The 20,433-nt window shown below is 67.8% G+C and carries 17 protein-coding genes; 3 read left to right on the top strand and 14 right to left on the bottom strand.

Annotation, left to right across the window (positions count from 1 at the left end):
• Window position 1: 1 nt before the first annotated feature.
• The 12 genes from AAHM44_RS00755 to AAHM44_RS00810 form a co-directional block, all read right to left on the bottom strand.
• Entirely contained in the window at window positions 2–1,579 is a 1,578-nt protein-coding gene (locus tag AAHM44_RS00755) for a sulfatase-like hydrolase/transferase (protein ID WP_342248670.1), read from the bottom strand.
• Between the two features lie 36 nt (window positions 1,580–1,615).
• A complete protein-coding gene (gene maiA / locus AAHM44_RS00760; protein ID WP_342248671.1) occupies window positions 1,616–2,257 on the bottom strand; it encodes a maleylacetoacetate isomerase in 642 nt (213 codons plus the stop codon).
• Entirely contained in the window at window positions 2,250–2,948 is a 699-nt protein-coding gene (locus AAHM44_RS00765) for a fumarylacetoacetate hydrolase family protein (protein ID WP_342248672.1), read from the bottom strand. The genes maiA and AAHM44_RS00765 overlap by 8 nt, the downstream gene beginning before the upstream one ends.
• Window positions 2,945–3,991: a gentisate 1,2-dioxygenase gene (gene gtdA / locus AAHM44_RS00770; protein ID WP_184163774.1), complete on the bottom strand. Its 1,047-nt coding sequence runs from the start codon at window positions 3,989–3,991 to the stop codon at window positions 2,945–2,947. The genes AAHM44_RS00765 and gtdA overlap by 4 nt, the downstream gene beginning before the upstream one ends.
• A 90-nt stretch (window positions 3,992–4,081) precedes the next feature.
• Window positions 4,082–4,858: an IclR family transcriptional regulator gene (locus AAHM44_RS00775; RefSeq protein ID WP_342248673.1), complete on the bottom strand. Its 777-nt coding sequence runs from the start codon at window positions 4,856–4,858 to the stop codon at window positions 4,082–4,084.
• A gap of 22 nt (window positions 4,859–4,880) precedes the next feature.
• On the bottom strand, window positions 4,881–5,921 hold the full coding sequence (locus tag AAHM44_RS00780) for a LacI family DNA-binding transcriptional regulator (protein ID WP_269573185.1): 1,041 nt from the start codon (window positions 5,919–5,921) through the stop codon (window positions 4,881–4,883).
• A 19-nt stretch (window positions 5,922–5,940) separates the two neighbouring features.
• Window positions 5,941–7,272 (bottom strand): MFS transporter, encoded by a 1,332-nt coding sequence (locus AAHM44_RS00785; protein WP_269573186.1) that lies wholly within the window; start codon window positions 7,270–7,272, stop codon window positions 5,941–5,943.
• A gap of 2 nt (window positions 7,273–7,274) precedes the next feature.
• A complete protein-coding gene (locus AAHM44_RS00790) occupies window positions 7,275–8,951 on the bottom strand; it encodes a sulfatase family protein (RefSeq protein WP_342248674.1) in 1,677 nt (558 codons plus the stop codon).
• 5 nt (window positions 8,952–8,956) lie between these two features.
• Window positions 8,957–10,669: an arylsulfatase gene (locus tag AAHM44_RS00795; protein WP_342248675.1), complete on the bottom strand. Its 1,713-nt coding sequence runs from the start codon at window positions 10,667–10,669 to the stop codon at window positions 8,957–8,959.
• Window positions 10,666–12,039 carry a DUF1593 domain-containing protein gene (locus AAHM44_RS00800; protein WP_342248676.1) on the bottom strand — a complete coding sequence of 458 codons (1,374 nt, stop codon included), beginning with the start codon at window positions 12,037–12,039 and terminating at the stop codon, window positions 10,666–10,668. The genes AAHM44_RS00795 and AAHM44_RS00800 overlap by 4 nt, the downstream gene beginning before the upstream one ends.
• A gap of 80 nt (window positions 12,040–12,119) precedes the next feature.
• Window positions 12,120–14,543: a TonB-dependent receptor gene (locus AAHM44_RS00805; RefSeq protein ID WP_269573190.1), complete on the bottom strand. Its 2,424-nt coding sequence runs from the start codon at window positions 14,541–14,543 to the stop codon at window positions 12,120–12,122.
• Window positions 14,544–14,788: 245 nt separating this feature from the next.
• Window positions 14,789–15,835 (bottom strand): LacI family DNA-binding transcriptional regulator, encoded by a 1,047-nt coding sequence (locus AAHM44_RS00810; RefSeq protein ID WP_269573191.1) that lies wholly within the window; start codon window positions 15,833–15,835, stop codon window positions 14,789–14,791.
• Between the two features lie 148 nt (window positions 15,836–15,983).
• Between AAHM44_RS00810 and AAHM44_RS00815 the strand changes: the two genes are divergently transcribed.
• From AAHM44_RS00815 to AAHM44_RS00825, 3 genes are read left to right on the top strand one after another with little or no spacing between them, the layout of a single operon-like run.
• Window positions 15,984–17,102, top strand: coding sequence for a Gfo/Idh/MocA family protein (locus AAHM44_RS00815; RefSeq protein WP_342248677.1), 1,119 nt, complete (start codon window positions 15,984–15,986; stop codon window positions 17,100–17,102).
• Window positions 17,099–18,136, top strand: coding sequence for a Gfo/Idh/MocA family protein (locus tag AAHM44_RS00820; RefSeq protein ID WP_342248678.1), 1,038 nt, complete (start codon window positions 17,099–17,101; stop codon window positions 18,134–18,136). Before AAHM44_RS00815 ends, AAHM44_RS00820 begins: the two co-directional genes overlap by 4 nt.
• Window positions 18,133–18,873, top strand: coding sequence for a hypothetical protein (locus tag AAHM44_RS00825; RefSeq protein WP_342248679.1), 741 nt, complete (start codon window positions 18,133–18,135; stop codon window positions 18,871–18,873). Before AAHM44_RS00820 ends, AAHM44_RS00825 begins: the two co-directional genes overlap by 4 nt.
• A gap of 181 nt (window positions 18,874–19,054) precedes the next feature.
• Here AAHM44_RS00825 and AAHM44_RS00830 read toward each other — a convergent pair whose 3' ends face one another.
• Window positions 19,055–19,369, bottom strand: coding sequence for a hypothetical protein (locus tag AAHM44_RS00830; RefSeq protein WP_342248680.1), 315 nt, complete (start codon window positions 19,367–19,369; stop codon window positions 19,055–19,057).
• Between the two features lie 103 nt (window positions 19,370–19,472).
• The gene (locus tag AAHM44_RS00835) at window positions 19,473–20,384 is read right to left on the bottom strand and encodes a TolB family protein (protein WP_342248681.1); all 912 of its coding nucleotides are present in this window, start codon (window positions 20,382–20,384) and stop codon (window positions 19,473–19,475) included.
• Between the last annotated feature and the right edge of the window lie 49 nt (window positions 20,385–20,433).

The raw sequence follows: 20,433 nt of genomic DNA on the forward strand, positions 1-20,433 counted from the left end.
CTCACTTGTCGAGAATAGCGTTCGCGGCGCCGCTGTCCGCCTTGGGGGCGAGCGGCGCGGTGAAATTGGGCACGTCGCGGCTGTTGCGCAGATCGGCGGGAACGCCGGTGGTGTTGATGTACCAATCGAGCAGGCGGCGCTCGAGCGCGTCCTGCACCCTGGCATGGCTGCGCTGGCCGATCAGGTTGTTGAGCTCCTGCGGATCGGCCTGGCGATCATAGAGCTCGCTCAGCCCCTGCGGGCGCTGGACGAAGGTGTAGCGCTGGGTGCGCACCGATGCCGCGCGGCCGACCAAGGCCGGCTGCTCCGCCGCCAGTTCGGACTTGCGCGCATAGAGGCCGCCCGAGGGCGAATCGAAGGCCTGGGGCTCGTAGATGTTCATCCCCGCCTCGGTGAAGGCGGCACGGTTCGGATCGCCCTGCCCGCCGCGCAATTGCGGCATCATCGAGCGGGCGAAATTGGTGTGGGTGGAGGACAGGCCGGCGAGATCGAGGAAGGTCGGCAGCACATCGTACAGCTCGGTCATGCCCGTCGCGACGTTGCCGGCGACGCCGCCGGGCATGCGGCCGATCATCGGCACATGGGTGAGGCAGGTCTCGAGCCCGCCATGCCATTTCTCGACCAGCCCGTAATCGCCGGCATAATCGCCATGATCCGAGCTGACGAGCAGCGCGGTATCCTTGTCGCGGCCGGTGCGCTCCAGCGCTTCCATCAGCTCGCCGAGCAGCCAGTCGGTGTACGAGACCTGGCCATAATAGGTCGCCCGCACCTGGCGCAGCACCGCATCATCGACTTCGTTCAGACGGTATTTGTCGCGGATCGCAGCATGATAGGCCGGCCGCCCCTTCGTCCCCGGCGGGATCAGCGGCGGCAGGTCGCCGGGCTTGTACATGTCCTGGAAGCCATCGGGCGCATGATAGGGCGGATGCGGCTGGAAGACGGGGAGGAACAGGCAGAAGGGCCGGTCCTGCTCGCGCCGCTCGATCACCTGAATCGCGCGGCGGAGGATGCCGTAATCGCTGGTCGCTCGGCGATCGCCGGTGGCGGGCAGCAGCATCGTCGTCGGCCCGTCGAGCTTGCCGCGGCGCGCGCCCGGAGCATGATCGCCCGGTGCCGCGCCCGGGGCGGGCGGATCGGCCCAATCGGTCAGGCTGCGCGCGAAGGTCTCGGGCGCGAGCACATCGTTCTTGCCGAAGAAATAGGTGTCGTAGCCGCCCTCGCGCAGCGTGCGGAACAGGTTGGGCTCATCGGGCTGGAGCAGATAGCCGAAGCCGCGATGCCCGGTCGCGCTGGTCGGCAGCCCGGTGAGCATCGAGCAGCGCGAGGCTGCACATATCGGCGTCTGGACATGACAATTGGCGAAGCGCGTACCCTGCTTCGCCAGCAGGTCGAACGCCGGGGTGCGGGTGACCGGATTGCCGTAACAGGCCAGCGAATCCGCCCGCATCTCGTCGGGGAAGAACAGGATCAGATTGGGCCGCGACCCACCCGGCACCCGCGCGCGGGCGGCGAGGCTCGCCAGAAAGGTCGATCCGGCCGCGCCGATCAGGGCGCGGCGATGCATCGGAAATCCGGTCATCCTGTCCTCCTTCTATCCGCCCGTATTCGGGTCGGCTCATTCGGCGTCGGGCTGGTTCTCCGGCGCCGCCTTTGAAAACGCGTCGAGCGCCAGGCAGGCGCGCTCGATCTCGAGCAGCTTGGGCCAGCGCTGCAGATCCACCCCGAAGCGCCGCGCATTGACCAGCTGCGGCACCAGGAACAGGTCCGCCAGGGTCACGCTGTCACCAAAGCAATAGGTGCCGGCCGTATCGGCGATCAGCGCGTTGCAGGCATCGAAGCCGTCCTCGATCACCTTCGCCGCCCAGCCATTGATCTGGGCCTCGTCGAGCCCGAGCGCGCGCAGATTGGCGAGCACCTTGAGGTTCTGCACCGGATGCGTGTCGCAGGCGATCACCTGGGCGAAGGCGCGGACCTTGGCACGGGCAATCGGCTCGGCAGGCAGCAGCGCCGGTTCCGGACGCACTTCATCCAGATATTCGCAGATCGCCAGGCTCTGGGTGAGCACCGCCCCGTCGATCTCCAGCGCCGGCAGCAGTCCTTGCGGATTGATCGCGCGATATTCCGGCGCGTTTTGCTCGCCCTTGCGCAGATGGTGGAAGGCATCGGCATATCCGATGCCCTTCAGGTTGAGCGCGATGCGCACCCGGTAGGATGCGCCCGAGCGGAAATAGCCGTGCAGGGTCACCGCATCAGTCACGTGCCGGCGCTCCCACCTTGATCACGCAATCGCTGAGGCCGGCGATCGACACGACGACCTCGTCGCCCTCTACCACCGCGCCGACGCCCGCCGGGGTGCCGGTATAGATCAGGTCGCCCGGCTCCAGCCGGTAGAAGCGCGAGACATAGGCGATCACATCGGGCACGTCCCAGATCAACTCGTTGAGATCGGCATCCTGCTTCACCACGCCGTTCACCGTCAGCTTGATGCTGCCGCTGTCGAACGTGCCGGTCTCGCTGGCCGGATGGATCAGGCCGAGCGGCGAGGACTGCTCGACATTCTTGCCGGTGCTCCACGGACGGCCCTTTTCGCGCGCTTCGAGCTGCAAGTCGCGGCGCGTCATGTCGAGACCGGTGGCATAGCCATAGACATGCTCCAGCGCATCGGCGGCGGCGATGTTGCGCCCGCCCTTGCCGATCGCCAGCACCAGCTCGGCTTCGTAATGGAAGTTCGCGGTCTCGCTCGGATAGGCGATGGTCGTGCCGGTCGGCACCACGGTCTCGGCCCACTTCGTGAAGAAGAAGGGCGGCTCGCGGTCCGGATCGCGGCCCATCTCGCGGGCATGGGCGGCATAGTTGCGGCCGATGCAGAAGACGCGGCGGACCGGAAACTGGTTGCCGTCGGTGGTCGCGGCGAGCACCGGATCCTGGGGGGCGAAGAGGGTCGTCACGAATTCTGCTCCTTGTAGAGGTTCAGCTTCTCCTGCGCGGCCTTGTCCGAATAACCGAACAGCACCAGCGTGCTCCCGGCCTGCAGGCGAAGCTCGTGCCACGACGGCACGGTGAAGATGTCACGCGGATTGAGCGCGATTTCCTTGCCCTCGATCACCGCGGTGCCGCTGCCTTCGACCACGACGAACACGGTGCCGTCGGTGCTGCGGCGCGGCCGCGTCTCGAAACCGGCGGGCAGCAGGCGGACATGCGCGGCGATAGTCGACATCACCGGGCCGCCATTGGCCGGATTGAGGAACTCCAGTGCATGGCCAAGATGTGGATCGATCTCGGCGGAGGCCGCCATCGCATCGAGTGCGGGGCGCCACTCGGCATAGGGATAGTGAAACAGCGGCTGGTGCGACGGGCGGCGATCGGCCAGCGATCCGCGCAGCGGCCGCATGTTGTGGCCATAGCGCGCCAGCGTGTCGCCGGGCTTCACCGTCTCGGGATAGACCTTCTCCTCGCCCTTCTCGGCGAAGCTCGCATCGAAATGGCGGACGGTCGGGATGTCGAGCCCGTCGAGCCAGATCATCGGCTTGTCGGTGGGGTTGCCATGGTCGTGCCATTGCCAGCCGGGGGTCAGCACCAGATCGAACGGGCGCATGATCGCCTTTTCGCCGTCGACCGCGGTGAAGGCGCCGTCGCCTTCCATCACGAAGCGCAGCGCCGACTGGGCGTGGCGGTGCGCCGGGGCGACTTCGCCCGGCAGGATCAGCTGGAGCCCGGCATAGAGGCTCGGCACGATCGCCGACTGGCCTTCGAGACCGGGGTTCTCGAGGATCAGCACGCGGCGCTCGGCCTGTTCGGCCGAGATCAGGTCGCCGGCGCGCAGCAGATAATCGCGCGCTTCGGCATAGGACCAGCGGTGGACCTGCGCCGGCGATTTGGGCTGCGGGCGGACCAGCTCGGCGAGCGATTCCCACAACGGCGTCAGGTGCGCGGGCGCCATCTCCTCGTACAGCGCTTCAAGCTGGGTCCGCTGGTCGTTGGCGAGAGTCATGCCCGATACTCACGAAAGAAGGCGCGCGGCAGGGAGGGACCCGCCGCACACGTTATCCATCAGGCAATTCATTGTCCTATGTCAAACGAATTATCCGCTCCAGCCGAGCCTTTCGCTGACCTCGCGGCAGGCGGCGGCAAGCCTGTCGAGCACCGTGCCGCTGTCGTCCGCCTTGTAGGCGCCGGGCACCAGCGCGGTGGCGCTGAGAATCGCGCGGCCCTGCATGTCGAAGATCGGGAAGGCGGCGGCGCGCAGGCCGGGGATCACCGTACCCTCGACATAGGCGCGGCCGTCCGCGCGGACCCGCTTGCGGATCGCCGCGACATCCGCCGCGGTCATCTCGCTGTCGGCCAGTTCGCGCGCCAGCAGCGGATCGGTCTCGACCTCGGGCACGAAGCTCAGGAAGATGTGGCCGGTGGCGGAATAGAGCAAAGGCAGCACCGCGCCGACGCCGAACGAGGTCATCACCGCCGGGCGGCCCATGTGCCAGCGCACCACCGTCGGCCCCTGCGGACCGAGCGCGGCGACCTGCACCGTGCGCCCGGTCTCGCGGACGAACGCCTCGATCGCGGTATCGGCGACGCGGAAGGCATCGGTGCGGGCGAGCGCGCTCAGCCCGAGCTTGAGCGCGGCCGGCCCCAGGTCATAACGGCCGGTGGTGCGGTCCTGCTGGGTCATCCCCGCCGCGGTCAGGCTGGCGAGATAGCGGTGCGTCTGCGGGCCGGAGAGGCCGCTCGCCTGGGCGATCGCGCCCAGCGTCGACGCCTCGCCCAGCGCGGCGAGCGCCTCGAGCACCCCCAGCCCGATCTCGACCGATTGAATCCCCCGCCGACGCTTGTCGGCCTCGCCCTCTGTGCTTTCCGTCATCGGGGCACTCTAGGGGCGGCAATCAGCGATCGAAAGCCGTCGATTCGCGCTCGATCACGTCGAAGGGCATGCGGATCGACTGGGTATCCCCGAAATCGTCGCGCCCGGTGACGCGCGCGACGAGCAGCTCGGTCGCCCGCTCGCCGATCAGCTCGACAGGCTGGCGGACGGTGGAGAGCGACGGCCAGATCTTCACCGCGATCGGCGCGTCGTCGAACCCCGCGACCGCGATATCCTCCGGAATGCGCAGCCCGCGGCGATGGACCACGGCGGAGACGCCCGAGGCCATGTCGTCGTTCGAGGCGAAGATCGCGGTCGGCGGCCTGGACAATGCCAGCAGCGCCTCGCCAGCCTCCAGCCCGGATTCGAAGGTGAAGCGCCCCTGCTGGACCAGGCCCTCTTCCCAGGGAAGCCCCGCCGCGGCCACCGCATCGCGGAATCCGGCGAGGCGCAAGGGGCTCGAATCATGGCTGGGCGGGCCGGTGACGAAGCCGATCCGGCGATGCCCGCGCGCGATCAGCCGCTCGGCCATCGCGCGGGTGGCGGCGCGGTCGTCGACCCCGATCGTCGCCATGTCGGGCAGCTCGCCGCCATGCGCCACCGCGGCGACCGGCACGCCGAGCTCGGCGATCAGCCCGGAGCCGCTGACCAGCTCGCCATAGGGCGGCGCCAGCAGGATCGCGTTCGCCCCGCCGCGCACCAGCAGCCGCATCGCCGCCTCGGTATCGGCCATCACCGGCGCCTCGACCTTGCCGATCATCAGCTCCGCGCCCAGCCGCGAGGTCGCGTTGAGCGCGCCGACCAGCATCGCGCTGAGGAAGGCGTTCTGCGAATTCTGGTAGACGATGCCGATCCGGCAGGTGGCGGCGCTGGCCAGCGAGCGCGCCGCGACATTGGGCTGGTAGCCCAGCGCGCGCACCGATTCGAGCACGCTCTCGCGCGTCGCCGCGCTCACCCGCCCGGTGCCGTTGACGACATAGGACACCGTCATCGCCGATACGCCGGCATGCTCGGCCACCGTCTGGATGGTGACGCCCGTCCCCTTGCGTCGTGCCCGTGCCATCTACCCCCTGCTCGCTCCCTTATCCGGCGTCCCGCCCCGTCTGCGCGCGATAGCACCGCATGCCAAGCCACAGGGCAAGCACGGAAAGCGGCGAAGCCACGCCGGCGACCAATGCGATCGCCTCCGGCAGCTTCTGCGGATCGGCGAACCAGTAATCGGTGCACAGCGCAATCGCCGTGGGACCAAGCGCCGCGCCGATCAGGTTGATCGTGAGCATGTAGAAGGCCGAGACCAGCGCCCGCATCCGGTTGGGCGTCATCTCGAGCAGCGTCGCGAGCCCCCCGCCGAAGTTGAACCCCGCGAAGAAGTTCATGAGCCCGATCAGCGCCAGCGCCCCGGTGGCGGTCGGCATCAGCGGGAAGGCGATGGTGATCGGCACCAGCGCGACGAAGCCGAACAGCGACGCCTTGAGGCTCGCCCCCGAGCGCCCCGCCGCGCGCAGCTTCGACGCGACGAACCCGCCGACCAGCGCGCCGCTGGTGCCGCACAGGAACACGATCGGCCCGTAATGGCTGCCGACCTGCGCGGTGGTCCAGCCGAAGGTCCGCTGAAGGAAGGCGGGGATCCACACCGAAGTGCCGTTGCCGATGAAGATCATCAGCGCGAAGCCCAGGGTGATGCCGATATAGGCGCCCTTGCGCGCGCCGATATGCGCGAACAGCTCGGACAGCGGCACCTTCTCCTGCGCCACCGCAGCGCCCCGGCGCAGCGGCTCGCGCACCGTCAGCATCAATCCGGTAAGCACCACGCCGGGCAGGCCGAGCAGCAGGAAGACGATCTGCCAGCCCTTCATCGCCCCGAAGATCGGCACGATCACGGTCGAGGAAGGCGGGATCGCAGTCGAGATCAGCCCGCCGATGATCAGCGCCGAGGCGCCGCCCAGATAGAGGCCGATCTGATAGACCCCCATCGCCGCCGGCAGCTTCTCCTTGGGGAAATAGTCGGAGAGCAGCGAATAGGCCGCCGGGGTCAGCCCGCCCTCGCCCGCGCCGACCATCACGCGCGCCGCGAACAGCCCGGCGAAGGAGCGCGCGAGGCCGCACAGGCTGGTCGCGATGCTCCACACGAAGATCGCGCCCGCGATGATGTTGCGCCGGTTCGACCGATCGGCGATCCGCGCGATCGGAATGCCCACCGCGACGTAGAACAGGGTGAAGCTCAGCCCGTAGAGCAGGCTGATCGCGGTATCGTTGATCTGCAGGTCGGCCTTGATCGGCTGCACCAGCAGCGCCATCGCCTGGCGATCGACGAACGCCAGCGTGTTCGCCAGCATCAGCAGGATCGCGACGTACCAGGCGGTGGTTCTGGCCGGCCAGGGCGTGGTGTCGGCGGCGGCGGTTGCTGCGGTCATGGTCATTCCGGCTTCTGGGGGAAATAGGGCTTGCCCGCTTGCCCTGCCTTGGTCTTGGCGGGGCTGTCGGGGAAGATGTCGTTCATCCTGGTCGGCAGATCGGCGGGCTTGTACCAGCCGGCCGGGAAGTCCGCGGCGTGCGTGCCGCCCTCGACCCTATAGACCACGCCGGGGCTGGTCTTCTCGGTATAGGGCACGACATGCTGGCCCTTGTTGTTCGCCAGCTGGGCGAACAGCGCCTTGCGCAGCGTCACCTTGGCATCGAAATAGGCCGGGTCGTCGATCAGGTTGCGGCGTTCCTCGGGGTCCTTTGCGAGGTCGTACAGCTCCTCGGTATCCCACACCCCGTGATACTGGATGTACTTCACCCGATCGCGTTCGATCGCGAAGGTCGTCGGCGTCTGCGGGAAGGTCCATTCCCAATAATATTCGTAGATGAAGTCGCTGGGCTTCCAGCCGGCCAGCTTCACCTTGCCCTCGGCGAGGCCAAGGAAGCTCGATCCCTCCATCTGCTGTGGCTTCGCGACATGCGCGGCGTCGAGAAAGGTTGGCGCGAGGTCGAGGTTGCGGACCAGCGCAGGGTTGATCGCCCCCTTCGCCACGCCCATCCCCGGCGCATAGACAACCATGGGAACGCGCACTGACGGCTCATAGGCGTTGCGCTTGTCGATCAGGCCATGGTCGCCGATCAGGAAGCCATTGTCCGAATAGAACACGATCATCGTGTTCTTCTCGAGCCTGTTCTTCCTCAGATAGGCGAGGATCCGCCCGAGGCTGTCGTCCACCGGCGAGAGCGTGCGGTAGATGTCGCGCACCCGCTCCTTGAGGTCGGGCTTGCCGGTGTACGGATTGTCGGCGCCGTGCCAGCTGTTGCGCTGGTTCTGCACCCAGAGCGGCTTGCCCGCATTGTTCTCCGGCGTGTTCGCCAGCGTATCGGGCAGCCGGATCTCCAGATCCTTGTACTGGTCCTTGTAGCGCTCGGGCGGCAGCGCATCCGAATGCACCGCCTTGTGGCTGAGATAGACGAAGAAGGGCTTCGACTTGTCCCGGCCCTTTTCCAGCCAGTCCATCGTGTAGTCGGTCAGCTCGTCGGTGATATAGCCGGTGCGCTTCACTTCGCGGCCATCGACATTGAGCATCTGGCGCGCTCCGGCAGCCAATTGCGCCGGGCTCAGCCGCTCGGTCGGGAAATAGGTGCCCTGCCCCTTGAAGCTCACCCATTTGTCAAAACCGGGCCGCGGGGCATCGGTGTCGAAGCCCATGTGCCATTTGCCGAAAAAGGCGGTCTGGTAGCCGGCCTTCTGGAGGTAGGCAGGGAAGAAGATCAGCCCGTCTTCCGAGCTGTTGTTGTTGTCGACCACGCCGTGGTTGCGCGCGGTCTGGCCGGTGAGGATCGTCGCGCGGCTCGGGCTGCACAGCGAGGATGTGACCACGGCATTGGGGAAATAGGTGCCGTTCTTCGCCAGGAAATCGATGTTCGGCGTCTTCAGGCCCGGGTTGAGGAAGCCCATCATGTCGAAGCGCAGATCGTCGACCAGCACGAAGATGATGTTAGGCTGCTGGGCTTCCTGTGTCTGCGGGGCCGTCACACCGGTCGGGCCCGACACGGCAGGCACCGCCAGCGCCACGCTCGCCATGGCGGCGCAGCCGGACAGGATGATGCGGCGGAGCGTGCCCATGGTCGTCACTCCTTCAGGAACGCGTCGCGGTAGCGGTCGAGCTTGCGGACATAGTCCGGCCCCTCGGACAGCGGGAGGGCGCCGTACCGGCTAGCCTCCCGCTGCCATATCGCCTTGAGCTCCGAGACCTTGTTCGGATTGCGACCCGAGAGGTCTTCTGCTTCGGCGAAATCAGCTTCCGTGTCGTAGAGCGCCCAGTGATCCTGCTCGAACGGGGTGCCGAGCTTGTGGATCGCCACCGCGCGCCACTTGCCCGCGCGCACCGCGCGGTTGCCGCGCAGCTCGAAGAACTGCACCGGCCGCGGATCGGGCGCGCTCGCGGAGAACAGGGCGTTGCGGAACGAGGCGCCGGCGACCGGGATCATCGGCTTGCCGTCCACCACCGCATCGAAGCGCGCACCGGCCAGCTCGACCAGCGTCGGTGCGATATCGACCGCATCGATGCGCTGGCGGCGGATCGCGCCCTTGTTCGGCAGATGCCCCGGCCAGCTGACAATCAGCGGGGTGCGCACCCCGCCGGCATTGGGCCAGGATTTGTAGCGGCGGAACGGCGTGTTGCTCGCCATGCCCCAGGGACGTTGCATGCCGATCTGCGCGGTGCCGATATCCTGCATGTGCGTCGCCAGCTCGGCGGCATCGAGATGCGCGGGCGGATAGAGCTGGCCGATCGAGCCGGTCTGGCCATGCTCGGCGCTGGCGCCATTGTCCGAGAGCAGCACGAACACCGTGTTGTCATAGTCGCCGCTCGCCTTGAGCGCCGCGACCAGCCGGCCGATCTGCTCGTCGGTATGCGTCAGGAAGCCGGCATAGGCTTCCATGAACCGCGCATAGACCCGCTTCTTTACCGGATCGAGCGGCTCCCATGCATCGTCCCCGGAATTGGCGGGCGGCAGCGTCGTACCCGGCGGCACGATTCCCATCGTCTTTTGCCGGGCGAAGCGCGCGGCACGGATGGCGTCCCAGCCCTTGTCATATTGACCGGCATACGCATCGATATAGCGCCTGGGCACCTGGATCGGCGCATGGGTGGCGCCGAACGCAAGATAGAGGAAGCGCGGCTTCCCGGGCGAGGCCGCCTTGCTCTCGGCCAGCCTGGCGATCGCGCGATCGGTGATGTCGGCGGAGAAATGATAGTTCGGGTCGGACGGCTTGCCGATCCTGGCGTTGTTCTCGACCAGGTCGGGGCGATACTGGTCGGCCCAGCCGCTGATGAAGCCGTAATAATAGTCGAACCCGCGCTGGCGCGGCCAGGACGCGTTGTTGCCCGGGCTGCCATCCTGGAATTCGGTGGCGAGATGCCATTTGCCGATCGCCATCGTCGCATAGCCGCGCGCGCGCAGCGCCTCGGGCAGCAGCTGGACATTGGCGGCGAGGTCGCCGGCATCCTTGCCGGTGCCCGGCGGCTGGAACTTGCCCGAGGGCAGGTCGGCGAGGCCCAGGCTATGGTTGTTGCGCCCGGTGAGCAGCGCCGCGCGCGTCGCGGTGCAGATCGCCTTGCTCTCGAAATGGTTGAAGCGCAGGCCGTCGGCGGCGAGCGCATCGATGTTCGGCGTGCGGATCTCCGAACCGAAGCAGCCGAAATCCGAATAGCCCGTGTCGTCGAGCACGATCAGCACGATGTTCGGCGGCTTGCGTTTGCTGGCCTGGCCCGGCGTGGCGGCGGCGAGCGCGCTGGTCGCGAGCAAGGCGCCGATCAGCTGGCGGCGGGACGATTTCATTGCGGCGATACCTCCACGATGACGCGGCGATAGCGAGTGATCGGCGGGGTGCCCCGGTCGCGCACTTCGAGGATCAGGTGCAGCGCGGTCGGCGCCTTGACCGCCGGCGCGACGAAGCGCGCACGGGGTGTCCCGGCATCGGCGATCTCGACTGCCGGCTGTCCGGGAATGCCGCCCACTTCGCGGTACTGCCACCAACGATAGTCGAGCGCATCGCCGTCGGGATCGCTTGTGCCGGCGGCATCGAGCGTCACCGTCTCGCCCGGCTTCGCCCCGATCCGCACCGGCGCGAGCCCGGCCACGCCCTGCGCCACCACCACCGGCGCGTGGTTCGCCCCGGCATCGACGCTCCACGCCATCCGCGCGGCGAAGTCGTTCTGGAAAGCTGCACGCCAGCGATAGACCGACGCCTGGTTGCCCGACCAGGTGCGCCCGTCGCGGGTGAAGACGTCCTTCACATCGGCGAACGGCCCGGCGCCATCCGGCGCGGCATGCATGTAGCGCCCGCCCCAGCCGCCCTGCTCGGGATGCTCGGGGTCGTTCAGCCCGTTGGGGATCAGGTGCAGGAAGGAGGGCGTATCGCCTTCCATGATGAATTCGGGCAGCGGGTAGCGCGCGCCGAGCGGCCCCCGCCGGATATGCTGCGACAGCCAGCCATCGGTGACCATCTCGCGATCGGGCCATTGCTCGGCATTGCGCCGGTCGCTCGAGATGCCGGCCCAGGTCGCCATATTGTACTGGCCCCAGCCATGGATGCTGGCGATCCAGAACAGCGACGGGAAATTCCGCCGCGCCCAGGGACCGGCATCATCCTGGTCGGAGATCGAATAGACGCGCAGCTTCTTGAGGAACGTCTGCACCTGCGCCGGGCTGCGGGTGGCGCGGACGTGCCAGAGCGCCTGCGCCAGATCGACCGCCCCGCCCCAGAGCAGCACCCAGACCGGGCGCTTGTCGGCGCGGTCCACGGCCTGGACGATCAGCTGGGAGGCCGCGCTGTCCTTGCCCCTGCCGACCCCGGCCATGCCATAGCTCGGCTGACCCGAGCGCAGCACGGCGCGCAGCGCATCGGCGGTGGGGTAGGTCGGCGAGTGGCGCAGCAGGTTCGGCCGCACGGTTTCATACGCATCGATCCGTTCGCGCATCAGCTGCGGCTGGACCTTGTCGCGCTGCCAGACCGAGGTGGTGGCGACCAGCCCCTCGACGTCGAAGCTGTCGGTGTAGAGCAGGAAGCGGACGAGCGATTCCGAATCGTCGGGCTCGTTGCCGATGTCGCTGAGCACGATCACGCGCGGGCGCTCGGCGGGGGCAGCCGCGGCGGGGATCGCCGGCGCCGCCTGGGCGGCAAGCAGGAGGAGGGCGAAGGGAAGCATCGGCCAGTCCTCAGTCACGCGGGATAGAAACAAAAGGGTGGGCGGACCGGAGGGGACGGTCCGCCCGATAGGAGGGGCTCTTAGAAGCGGGCGCTGAAGGTCGCGCCGAAGTAACGGTCGGCGTCCTTGCTGACATTGGCCCACAGGTCATAGGGGTTCGCGGCATTCGCCAGGATCGTCCCATGGTTGAGCTGGGTATAATAGGTCTGGTCGAACAGGTTGCGAACGAACACCGTCAGCCCATATTTGTTGTCGCTGGTGTGGATGCCCACGCTCGCGTCGACGATCGCATAGCCTTGCTGGGTGAGCAGCGGGTCCTGGTTGAGCGCGAACCCGGTCTTGCTCTGATAGTTCAGGCTGACCTGGGCGAAGCCGGCGATGCCGCCAAAGTCATGCTCGTAGCGCGGCGAGACGCCGACGCGGTAGCGCGGGGTGGCGGGCAGGTTGCCGCCGACCACGTCGATGATCGCGCTCGACAGCGTCGTCGTGCCGTTCACCGTGGTGCTGCGGACATAGCATTGGTTGACCGGGAAGTTCGACGCATAGGTGCCGGTCGACACCGTCTGGATCGGGCAGCTCTGCCCCGGCACGTCGATCGTGGCATCGACCAGCGTGAAGTTCGCGGCGATCGAAAGCTCGCTCGAAGGATGGAAGTTCGCTTCCACCTCAAAGCCCTGCGAACGCGACTTGCCGGCATTGCCGAGCACGGTGATGAACGTGCCCGCGGCCGGATCGCTCACCAGCGACTGGATCTGCAGATTGGTGAAGTCCGAGCGGAAAAGTGCCGCGTTGATGTCGAACTTGCCGCCCGGCGCGATCCACTTGGCGCCGAGTTCATAGGCATCGACATGCTCCGGCGCGATCCCGTTCTGCGTGTCGAACCGGGTCTGCGCGTCGATGTCGAGCGCGAAGGCCTTATAGCCGCGCGTATAGCTGCCATAGACCTGCAGGTTGCGGTTGAACTCGTAGCGCAGGCCCGCCTTGCCGGTGAGCGCGGTGTCGTCGCGCGAACGGGTGCCGCTGTTGACGGTGATGCCGGGGAACAGCGCGTCGCCGGCGACCAGCGGGCCGAAGACGCGGCCGGTGACGGTCTGCTTCTCATACTGGCCGCGCAGGCCGGCGATCACATGCAGTCCGCCCGCCACGCGCCAGTCGACCTGGCCGAACAGCGCATAGTTGTCGCTCTTGAAATTGCCCTCGAAGCCCGAGGAGTCGGCGCTGGTCTGGGTGCAGGGCTGGCCCAGCGTGCCGGCGGCGCAGCGCAGGCGACGGCGCGCCAGCGAGCGGTCGAGATCGAGATGGTTGTAGAAGGCGCCGACGACATAGGTGAAGTCGCGGCTGCCGTTCGAGCCGAGGCGCAGCTCCTGCGAATAGTTGTTGTAGCCCAGGTGCGTGGAGTTGTTGTTCCACTGCGAATAGGGGAAGGCGCCGACATAGCGCACCGGGTTCGACGCGATCTGGTCGGGCTCGAACTGGTCGTTCTGGCGATAATATTGCCAGGCAGTGATCGAGGTCAGCGTCGCCGCGCCGAGGTCCCAGTCGCCCTGCAGCGACACCACCGACGACTTGGTGTGGTAGTAGCTCAGATCGTCGTTCGAGATGGTGCGGTTCTCGGGGGAAGCGACCACCGAGGAGCCGAGCAGCGTCTTCATCGCCGGGGTTACGATCGAGACGGGCACGCGCGAGCAGCAATCGGCGTTGTTCTCGCGATAGTCGCCGGTCAGCAGGAAGGTGAGATTCGAAGCGGCATCCCATTCGAGCTTGCCGCGCGCGCCCCAGCTTTCGTTGCCGTTGACCATCTTGTCCTGGGCGGCGTTGTAGATGTAGCCGCCGATATGGTTGTAGAAGCCGCTCACCCGGGCGCGCAGCGTGTCGCTGATCGGGCCGCTGATCGACCCCTTCACGCGATACTCGTTGTGCTCGGCGATCGTCGCCTCGACATTGCCGCCAAAGGTCTTGGACGGGCGTGCGGTGATGATGTTGATCACGCCGGCGGTCGCGTTCTTGCCGAACAGCGTGCCCTGCGGGCCGCGCAGCACTTCGACGCGCTCGAGATCGGCGAGATCGCTGAAGCCCTGGGCCTGGCGCGGCGCGACCACGCCGTCGACCACGACCGCGACGGCCGATTCAACGCCGAGGCTGAACAGCTGGGTGCCGACGCCGCGGATGCGGAAGCCACTGTTGCCCGGGTTGTTGCCCTGCTGGAACTGGAGCGACGGCACCGCGCGGGTGAGGCTGGCGGTGTCGTTGATCTGCGCGCTCGACAGCGTATCGGCGCTGACCGCGGTGACGGCGACCGGCACTTCGACCAGGCGCTCGCTGCGCTTGTTCGCGGTGACGATGATCTCGCCTTCCGAAGAGATGTCGGCGGCGGGCGCTTCCTGCGTGGCCTCGGCCGGTGCGGCAGCTTCCTGCGCGAACGCCGTGCCCGGCAGCAGCATAGCCGCCGCGACCAGGGCCGTAGCGCTGATGCCGCACTTAAGCTTCATGTTAGAGACGCTCATCAGTTCCTCCCACAGCAGCGACCGCTATGCGGCTCGCCTTGTTCTCCTAAGGAGCGACGCGACCGTGCGACCAAGCTCCCGTTCAGTCGCTTCGGCAAGTTGCCTTAGCGCTAAATCTAGCCTGTGCTGAAACTTTCCAACGCCATTGTCAATGGTGGAATGCATTGCCCAATGCGGATTGGGCATTCACTGTCCGGATTGTGCCATTTTGGCCGCATCCCGGCTCCGGGCGCGGCAGCCTGGACCTATTCGCGATCGGGAAGAAAGCCCGTAGTTCCCCGCTCGACCAGCGTGAAATCGACCAGCACATCGTCGTCCCCGGCCGAGTCGCCGCCCGCGAGTCGCGTGACCAGCGCCAGCGTCGCCCGCTCGGCCATCTCGGCGATCGGCTGGCGGATCGTGGTCAGCGGCGGCCAGGACTTCACCGCGATCGGCGTATCGTCGAACCCGGCAATGGCCAGCTTCTCGGGAATGCGCAGGCCACGCCGGTGCGCGAGCGAGATGACCGCGGCGGCCATGTCGTCATTCGCCGCGAAGATCGCGCTCGGCGGGTTGGGAAGCTCGAGCAGCTGCTCGCCGGCATCCAATGCCGATTCGAAGGTGAAGTCGCCATCGACCATCAGCTCGGGCTCTTCGGCCAGCCCGTGCGCGCGCAACGCATCGCGATAGCCCTGGCGCCGGCCCGCCGTGGAGCCGTGGCTCTCCGGGCCGCCGATAAAGCCGATCCGGCGATGCCCCTGCTCGATCAGCAGATTGGTCATCACCTGCGCCGCCGCGCGATCATCGACCCGCACCGTGACCATGCCCGGCATCGGCCGGCCGGCCGCCACCACCGCGACCGGCACGCCGAGCTCGGCCAGGATCGGCCGCCCGGCGACGACTTCCGAATAGGGCGGCGGCAGCAGCAGCGCGTTGGCCCCGCTGCGCACCAGCGCGCGCAGCGATTCGGCCAGCGTCTCATAGTCGGCGGCGTTGCCGCCATGCTGGACCATCAGCTGCGCTCCGCGCGTCGCCGCCGCATGCAGGGTACCGACAAGCATCGCGCTGAGGAACGCATTCTGGGGATTGGCATAGACCAGCCCGATCCGCGCGGCGCCCGAGCTCGCCAGCGCGCGCGCCGCCGCATTGGGCTTGTAGCCGAGCGCGTCGACCGCCTCGCGCACCCGCTCCCGCGTCGCCTCGCCCATCTTGCCGGTGCCGTTGAGGAAATTCGACACCGTCATCGTCGAGGTGCCGGCACGCTCCGCCACCGCCTGGATTGTTACGCCTGTACTGCCGCGTCGCCGCGCCATCCTGCTCCGTTCCTGATTCCCGGTTGGCATCGCGACCCTGTTTCCGACCTCTGTATCACAACAAGCTAGCCCCGCCACGGTTGACAAAGTTTCCCATTCTAGTTTAGCGCTAAACTTAATCAGAACACATAGATGGGAGAGTCGCGTGATGGCGAAGATCAGGCTGGGCATGGTGGGCGGCGGCATCGGCTCCTTCATCGGCCCGATGCATCAGCTGGGCGCGCAGCTGAGCGGGCGGTTCGAACTGGTCGCCGGCGCCTTTTCCAGCGACCCCGAGCGCGCGCGCGCAGCAGGAGCGAATTACGGCGTGGCGCCCGATCGCTGCTATGCCGGCCACGCCGAGATGATCGCCGCGGAAGCTGCCCGCCCCGACGGCATCCAGGTGCTGGCGATCGCCACCCCCAACCATCTCCACCTGCCTGCCGCGCTGGCCGCGATCGAGGCCGGGCTCCATGTGATGTCGGACAAGCCCGCCACCGCGACGCTCGCCGAAGCCGAACAGCTGCGCGACGCGCTCGCCGCCGGCACCAGCCTCTACGCGCTCACCTTCACCTATTCGGGCTTCCCGATCATCCGCGAGGCCCGCGCCCGCATTGCCGCGGGCATGATCGGCGCGGTGCGCAAGGTGGTCGTCACCTTCAACCAGGGCTGGCTGGCGAACGCGCTGGAGCAGGCCGGCAATCCCCGCGCCGCCTGGCGGATGGATCCGTCGCGCTCGGGCGTGGGCGGCTGCATCTCGGACATCGGCACCCATGCCTTCCACCTTGCCGAATATGTCACCGGCGACACGGTCAGCGAGATCGTCGCCGATGTCCGCACGCACGTCCCCGGCCGCGCGCTCGATGACGACGCCAATATCCTGATGCGTTTCGCCGGCGGCGCCTCGGGCGTGCTGGCTTCGTCGCAGGTGGCGGTCGGCGAGCGCCTCGGCTTCACGCTGCAGGTGTTCGGCGAGAAGGGCGCGCTCCACTGGCATGCCGAGGCGCCCGAGACGCTGCGCTTCGTCGCGGCCGACGGCGCGGTGTCGCTGCTCAGCCCGATGTCGCCCGGCCTGCTGGTCCGCGAGCCGCTGCCGCCCGGCTTCGGCGGCTCGATCCTTGCCGGCTTCGCGGTCCAGTATCGCGACTTCGCCAAGGCGATCGACGGCGACACCGCGCTGATCGGCACCGTCCTGCCCGGCATCGAGGACGGCGTGCGCACGATGCGCTTCGTCGAGACGGCGGTGCAGGCCAGCGCCGAGCGCTCCGGCTGGACCCCGCTCGCATGAGCGCGCCGCTGACCATCGGCTTCCTCGGCGCCGGCCCCGTCACCCAGGCGATCCACCTGCCGACGCTGGCCCGGATGCCCGAGCTGTGGCGGGTCGGAAAGGTGATGGACGTCAACGCAGAGGTGGCAGACATCGTCGCGGCGCGCTGCGACGCCATCGGTGTCACCGATGCCGCATCGGTGATCGAGGATCCGGCGATAGACGTGGTCGCGATCTGCAGCCCGCATGCCTTCCATGCCGAGCAGCTCGTCGCCGCCGCGCGCGCCGGCAAGCGCGCCGCTCTGGTCGAGAAGCCGCTCGCGGTCAGCCGCGAACAGGCGGAAGAAGTCGGCCGCGTCGTCGCCGAGACCGACATGACCGTGCTGGTCGGCACGATGCACTGGTATGATCCGGGCTTCCGCGCCGGGCTCGCCGCCTGGGAAGCCGAGGGCCAGCGCGCCACCCGTATCCGCTCGGCGATCTTCGTGCCGCCCAACGCCCAGTTCGTGAGCGCGGCGACCGAGGAAGCCTTCCCCTCCCCGCCGCCGCCGGCACCACCCGCCGAGCAGCCGCCCGAGTTCCAGCGCGAGCGCCTGCGCCAGACCATCCTCGGCCTCGCCATCCACCACGTCCCGCTGATCCGGCGGCTCTATCCGCAGCTCGGCGAAGTGGTGGAGGCGCGCCGCCATCCGCCCTTCGGCTATTCGGTGCTGATGCGGAATGGCGACCAGATCGCCGAGCTGCTCGCAGTGATGCCCGGCCAATGGCCGCCCTCCTGGAGCTTCGAGGCATCGAACGCCGAGCGCCGGCTCCATGTCGATTTCGGCCCGTCCTACATCTCCGCCGGCTCGGGCCGCGCGACGCTCAGCGATGCGCGCGGCAGCTATGGGTTCAGCCATGCCGACAACGGCTACGCCGCGCAGTGGCGCCACCTGCATGACGTGGTGACGCGCGGCGTACCGCTCGACACGCCGTTCGATGTCGCGGTCGAGGATCTCGCCTTCGCGCTCGACCTTGCCGATGCCGCGGCCGAAGTGATGGAGATCGTGTCGTGAAGCAGCTCCATGTGACGCCGGCCGACCAGCAGGCCGTGCTCGCCACCCTGCCCAATCGCTTCGTGATCGATGCGGCGGGCGCGGACGTCCACACCCTTCGCGGCGACGCCCTGGGCGATACCGGCGCAGGCGCGGTGATGATAGTCGAGCCCGGCCTCGCCTCGGCGGGAGCGCTGCGCAGCCTCGTCGCTACAAGCCGCCCGATCGGGCTGGCGCTTGCCGCCTCTGCCGCGCTGCCCGAAGCGGCGCTGGAGAGCATTCGCGCCCAGGCGGACGACGTGCCGCTGATCGTCGATGCCGCCGCCGAAACCACCGGCCCACTGCGCGCCGCGCTGTTCGAGCTGCTGATGCTGCTCGACACGCTCGGCTGCCGCGCCGAGGGCCTGCGCCTGCTCGCGAACACCCCGAACGAGATCGCGCTGGTGATCGACAGCGCCGATAGCTGGAACGGCACCCGGGTCAGCGCCCGGCGCAGCTTCCGCACCCGCTATGCGCTGGAAACCGTCTCCCGCACGCTGCGGCGCGAGATCGTCATCAACGACATCGCCGTCTCCACCCCGGCCGAAGTCCGCCTGTTCGACGCCACCGGCACCCGCACCGCGCTCCCGCGCTACGAAGGCGGCCTTCGCGCCTCGTGGCGAGCGCTGCACGTGCGGCTGACCGAAGGCACCGGGGATGGTGGGCAGATCGAGACGGCAATCCGCCTGCTCGGGCTGCTGGATGGCATCGGCGTCTAAGGGAAACCCTGCTCCCCGGCGAAGGCCGGGGCCCAGTTGCCACGTCGTTCGAGAGGTTCGACTGCCCTCTCCAGCTGCGCCGAGACTGGGCCCCGGCCTTCGCCGGGGAACAAGGGGGTGAAGCCCCAATGGCTACTTTAGGCCCGATACTGAACGGCCGACTTTGGGTGAGAAGCTGACGTTAGAGCCGTACGAAATGAGATCGCTGCCCGCCGAACGCAACCATCAGCTTGTCCTCGGTGACCTCGAACTCGCTCCTCTGCTCGTCCGGGTGGGATGGCTGATCGGTAATGATTATGTTGCCCTGAACCCGGTAGGTCAGCAGCATAATCTGGTCTTTGTCCGGTAACCTGATTGTGTAGGTGAGCCTGCCGTCGGGATCGAACTGAAGGACAGCGTCGCCAAGCTCTCCAATCGTCGTCGCGTCGGTCGGATCAACAGCCCACCGCCCCGCGAGACCGTGGTTGGCTTCCTTCTGCGACTTCCTCCAAAACACGGCAACTCTCCCCACGCAGCCGTGATTGTAGCGAAGCGGCGAACGTCCGCAACTGGGCCGAGAGCAGACTGCCGGTTTCGGACTTCGACCCAACTGAAGCACCCTACCCCACCGGATACGCCACATAGGCCAGCCATTCCCCATCCGGCGACCAGCTGTTGACGTTGATCGATCCCTGCCCGCCAAAGAAGCGGGCAATCGTCCGCACCGCGCCGCCCTCGGCCGGCATCGTCCGCAGCTCGACCGGCAAATTGGGCGGATGCCCCTCCGTCCCCTCGGGGAAGCTGATATAGGCGATCGTCTCGCCGGCGGGATCGGGATGCGGGAACCAGTCGACCCGATTGCCTTCGCTCCGCCGCTCGATCTCGCTGCCATCGGGCCGCATCCGGAACAGGCTGGCATCGCCGGGCACGCTGGCTTCCAGCTCGCCATTGAACCAGATCCACGCGCCATCGGGCGACCATTCGGGCCCGTCGACCGGCGCCGGTCCTTCGAGCAATTGCCGCGCCGGGCCGCCGGCTTCGGGCACGATCGCGATGCCCCAGTGCAGCGTGTCGCCCGGCCGGATCGTCGCACAGGCGAGCTCGCTGCCATCGGGCGCGATGCCGTGGAGATAATAGGCGAGACCATCCTCCGGACTCACCTGGCGCGGCGTGCCGCCGGTCACCGGCACCGCATGCACCTTGCGCGCGGCCGTGATGTAGAGCGTCCGGCCATCGGGCGAGAGCAGATGGTCGTTGTTGGCATCGTCGATGCCGTGGATCGCGATCGGCTCCAGCTCGGGCGCACCCGCCAGCTTCAGGCGGAACAGATGCCCTCCGCCATTGACGATCAGCGCGCTGCCATCGGGCGTCCAGTTCGGCGCTTCGAGCAGCCGGTCAGCCTCCAGCACCAGCCGGTCCTCGCTGCCGTCGCGGTTTATGATCCGCACCTGCGATACCTGCCCCGGCAGCAGCGGGCGGAACGGTCCGTGCGCGGGATTGGCCCCCGGGGGCGCCTTGGAAATCGTCGTCATGTGCGTGCCTCTCCGCTATTTGACATTGATCGGGACCTGGTAGATTTAG

It is taken from the genome of Sphingomonas sp. OTU376 (assembly GCF_038440415.1).
In the GTDB taxonomy this organism is placed as follows: Bacteria; Pseudomonadota; Alphaproteobacteria; order Sphingomonadales; family Sphingomonadaceae; genus Sphingomonas; species Sphingomonas kyeonggiensis_A.

Coding starts and splice junctions, on each gene's coding strand:
- AAHM44_RS00795 (WP_342248675.1), bottom strand. CDS start 10,669: ATGAAATCGTCCCGCCGCCAGCTGATCGGCGCCTTGCTCGCGACCAGC.
- AAHM44_RS00800 (WP_342248676.1), bottom strand. CDS start 12,039: ATGCTTCCCTTCGCCCTCCTCCTGCTTGCCGCCCAGGCGGCGCCGGCG.
- AAHM44_RS00775 (WP_342248673.1), bottom strand. CDS start 4,858: ATGACGGAAAGCACAGAGGGCGAGGCCGACAAGCGTCGGCGGGGGATT.
- AAHM44_RS00790 (WP_342248674.1), bottom strand. CDS start 8,951: ATGGGCACGCTCCGCCGCATCATCCTGTCCGGCTGCGCCGCCATGGCG.
- AAHM44_RS00835 (WP_342248681.1), bottom strand. CDS start 20,384: ATGACGACGATTTCCAAGGCGCCCCCGGGGGCCAATCCCGCGCACGGA.
- AAHM44_RS00820 (WP_342248678.1), top strand. CDS start 17,099: ATGAGCGCGCCGCTGACCATCGGCTTCCTCGGCGCCGGCCCCGTCACC.
- gtdA (WP_184163774.1), bottom strand. CDS start 3,991: ATGACTCTCGCCAACGACCAGCGGACCCAGCTTGAAGCGCTGTACGAG.
- AAHM44_RS00815 (WP_342248677.1), top strand. CDS start 15,984: ATGGCGAAGATCAGGCTGGGCATGGTGGGCGGCGGCATCGGCTCCTTC.
- AAHM44_RS00810 (WP_269573191.1), bottom strand. CDS start 15,835: ATGGCGCGGCGACGCGGCAGTACAGGCGTAACAATCCAGGCGGTGGCG.
- AAHM44_RS00780 (WP_269573185.1), bottom strand. CDS start 5,921: ATGGCACGGGCACGACGCAAGGGGACGGGCGTCACCATCCAGACGGTG.
- AAHM44_RS00785 (WP_269573186.1), bottom strand. CDS start 7,272: ATGACCGCAGCAACCGCCGCCGCCGACACCACGCCCTGGCCGGCCAGA.
- AAHM44_RS00755 (WP_342248670.1), bottom strand. CDS start 1,579: ATGACCGGATTTCCGATGCATCGCCGCGCCCTGATCGGCGCGGCCGGA.
- AAHM44_RS00805 (WP_269573190.1), bottom strand. CDS start 14,543: ATGAGCGTCTCTAACATGAAGCTTAAGTGCGGCATCAGCGCTACGGCC.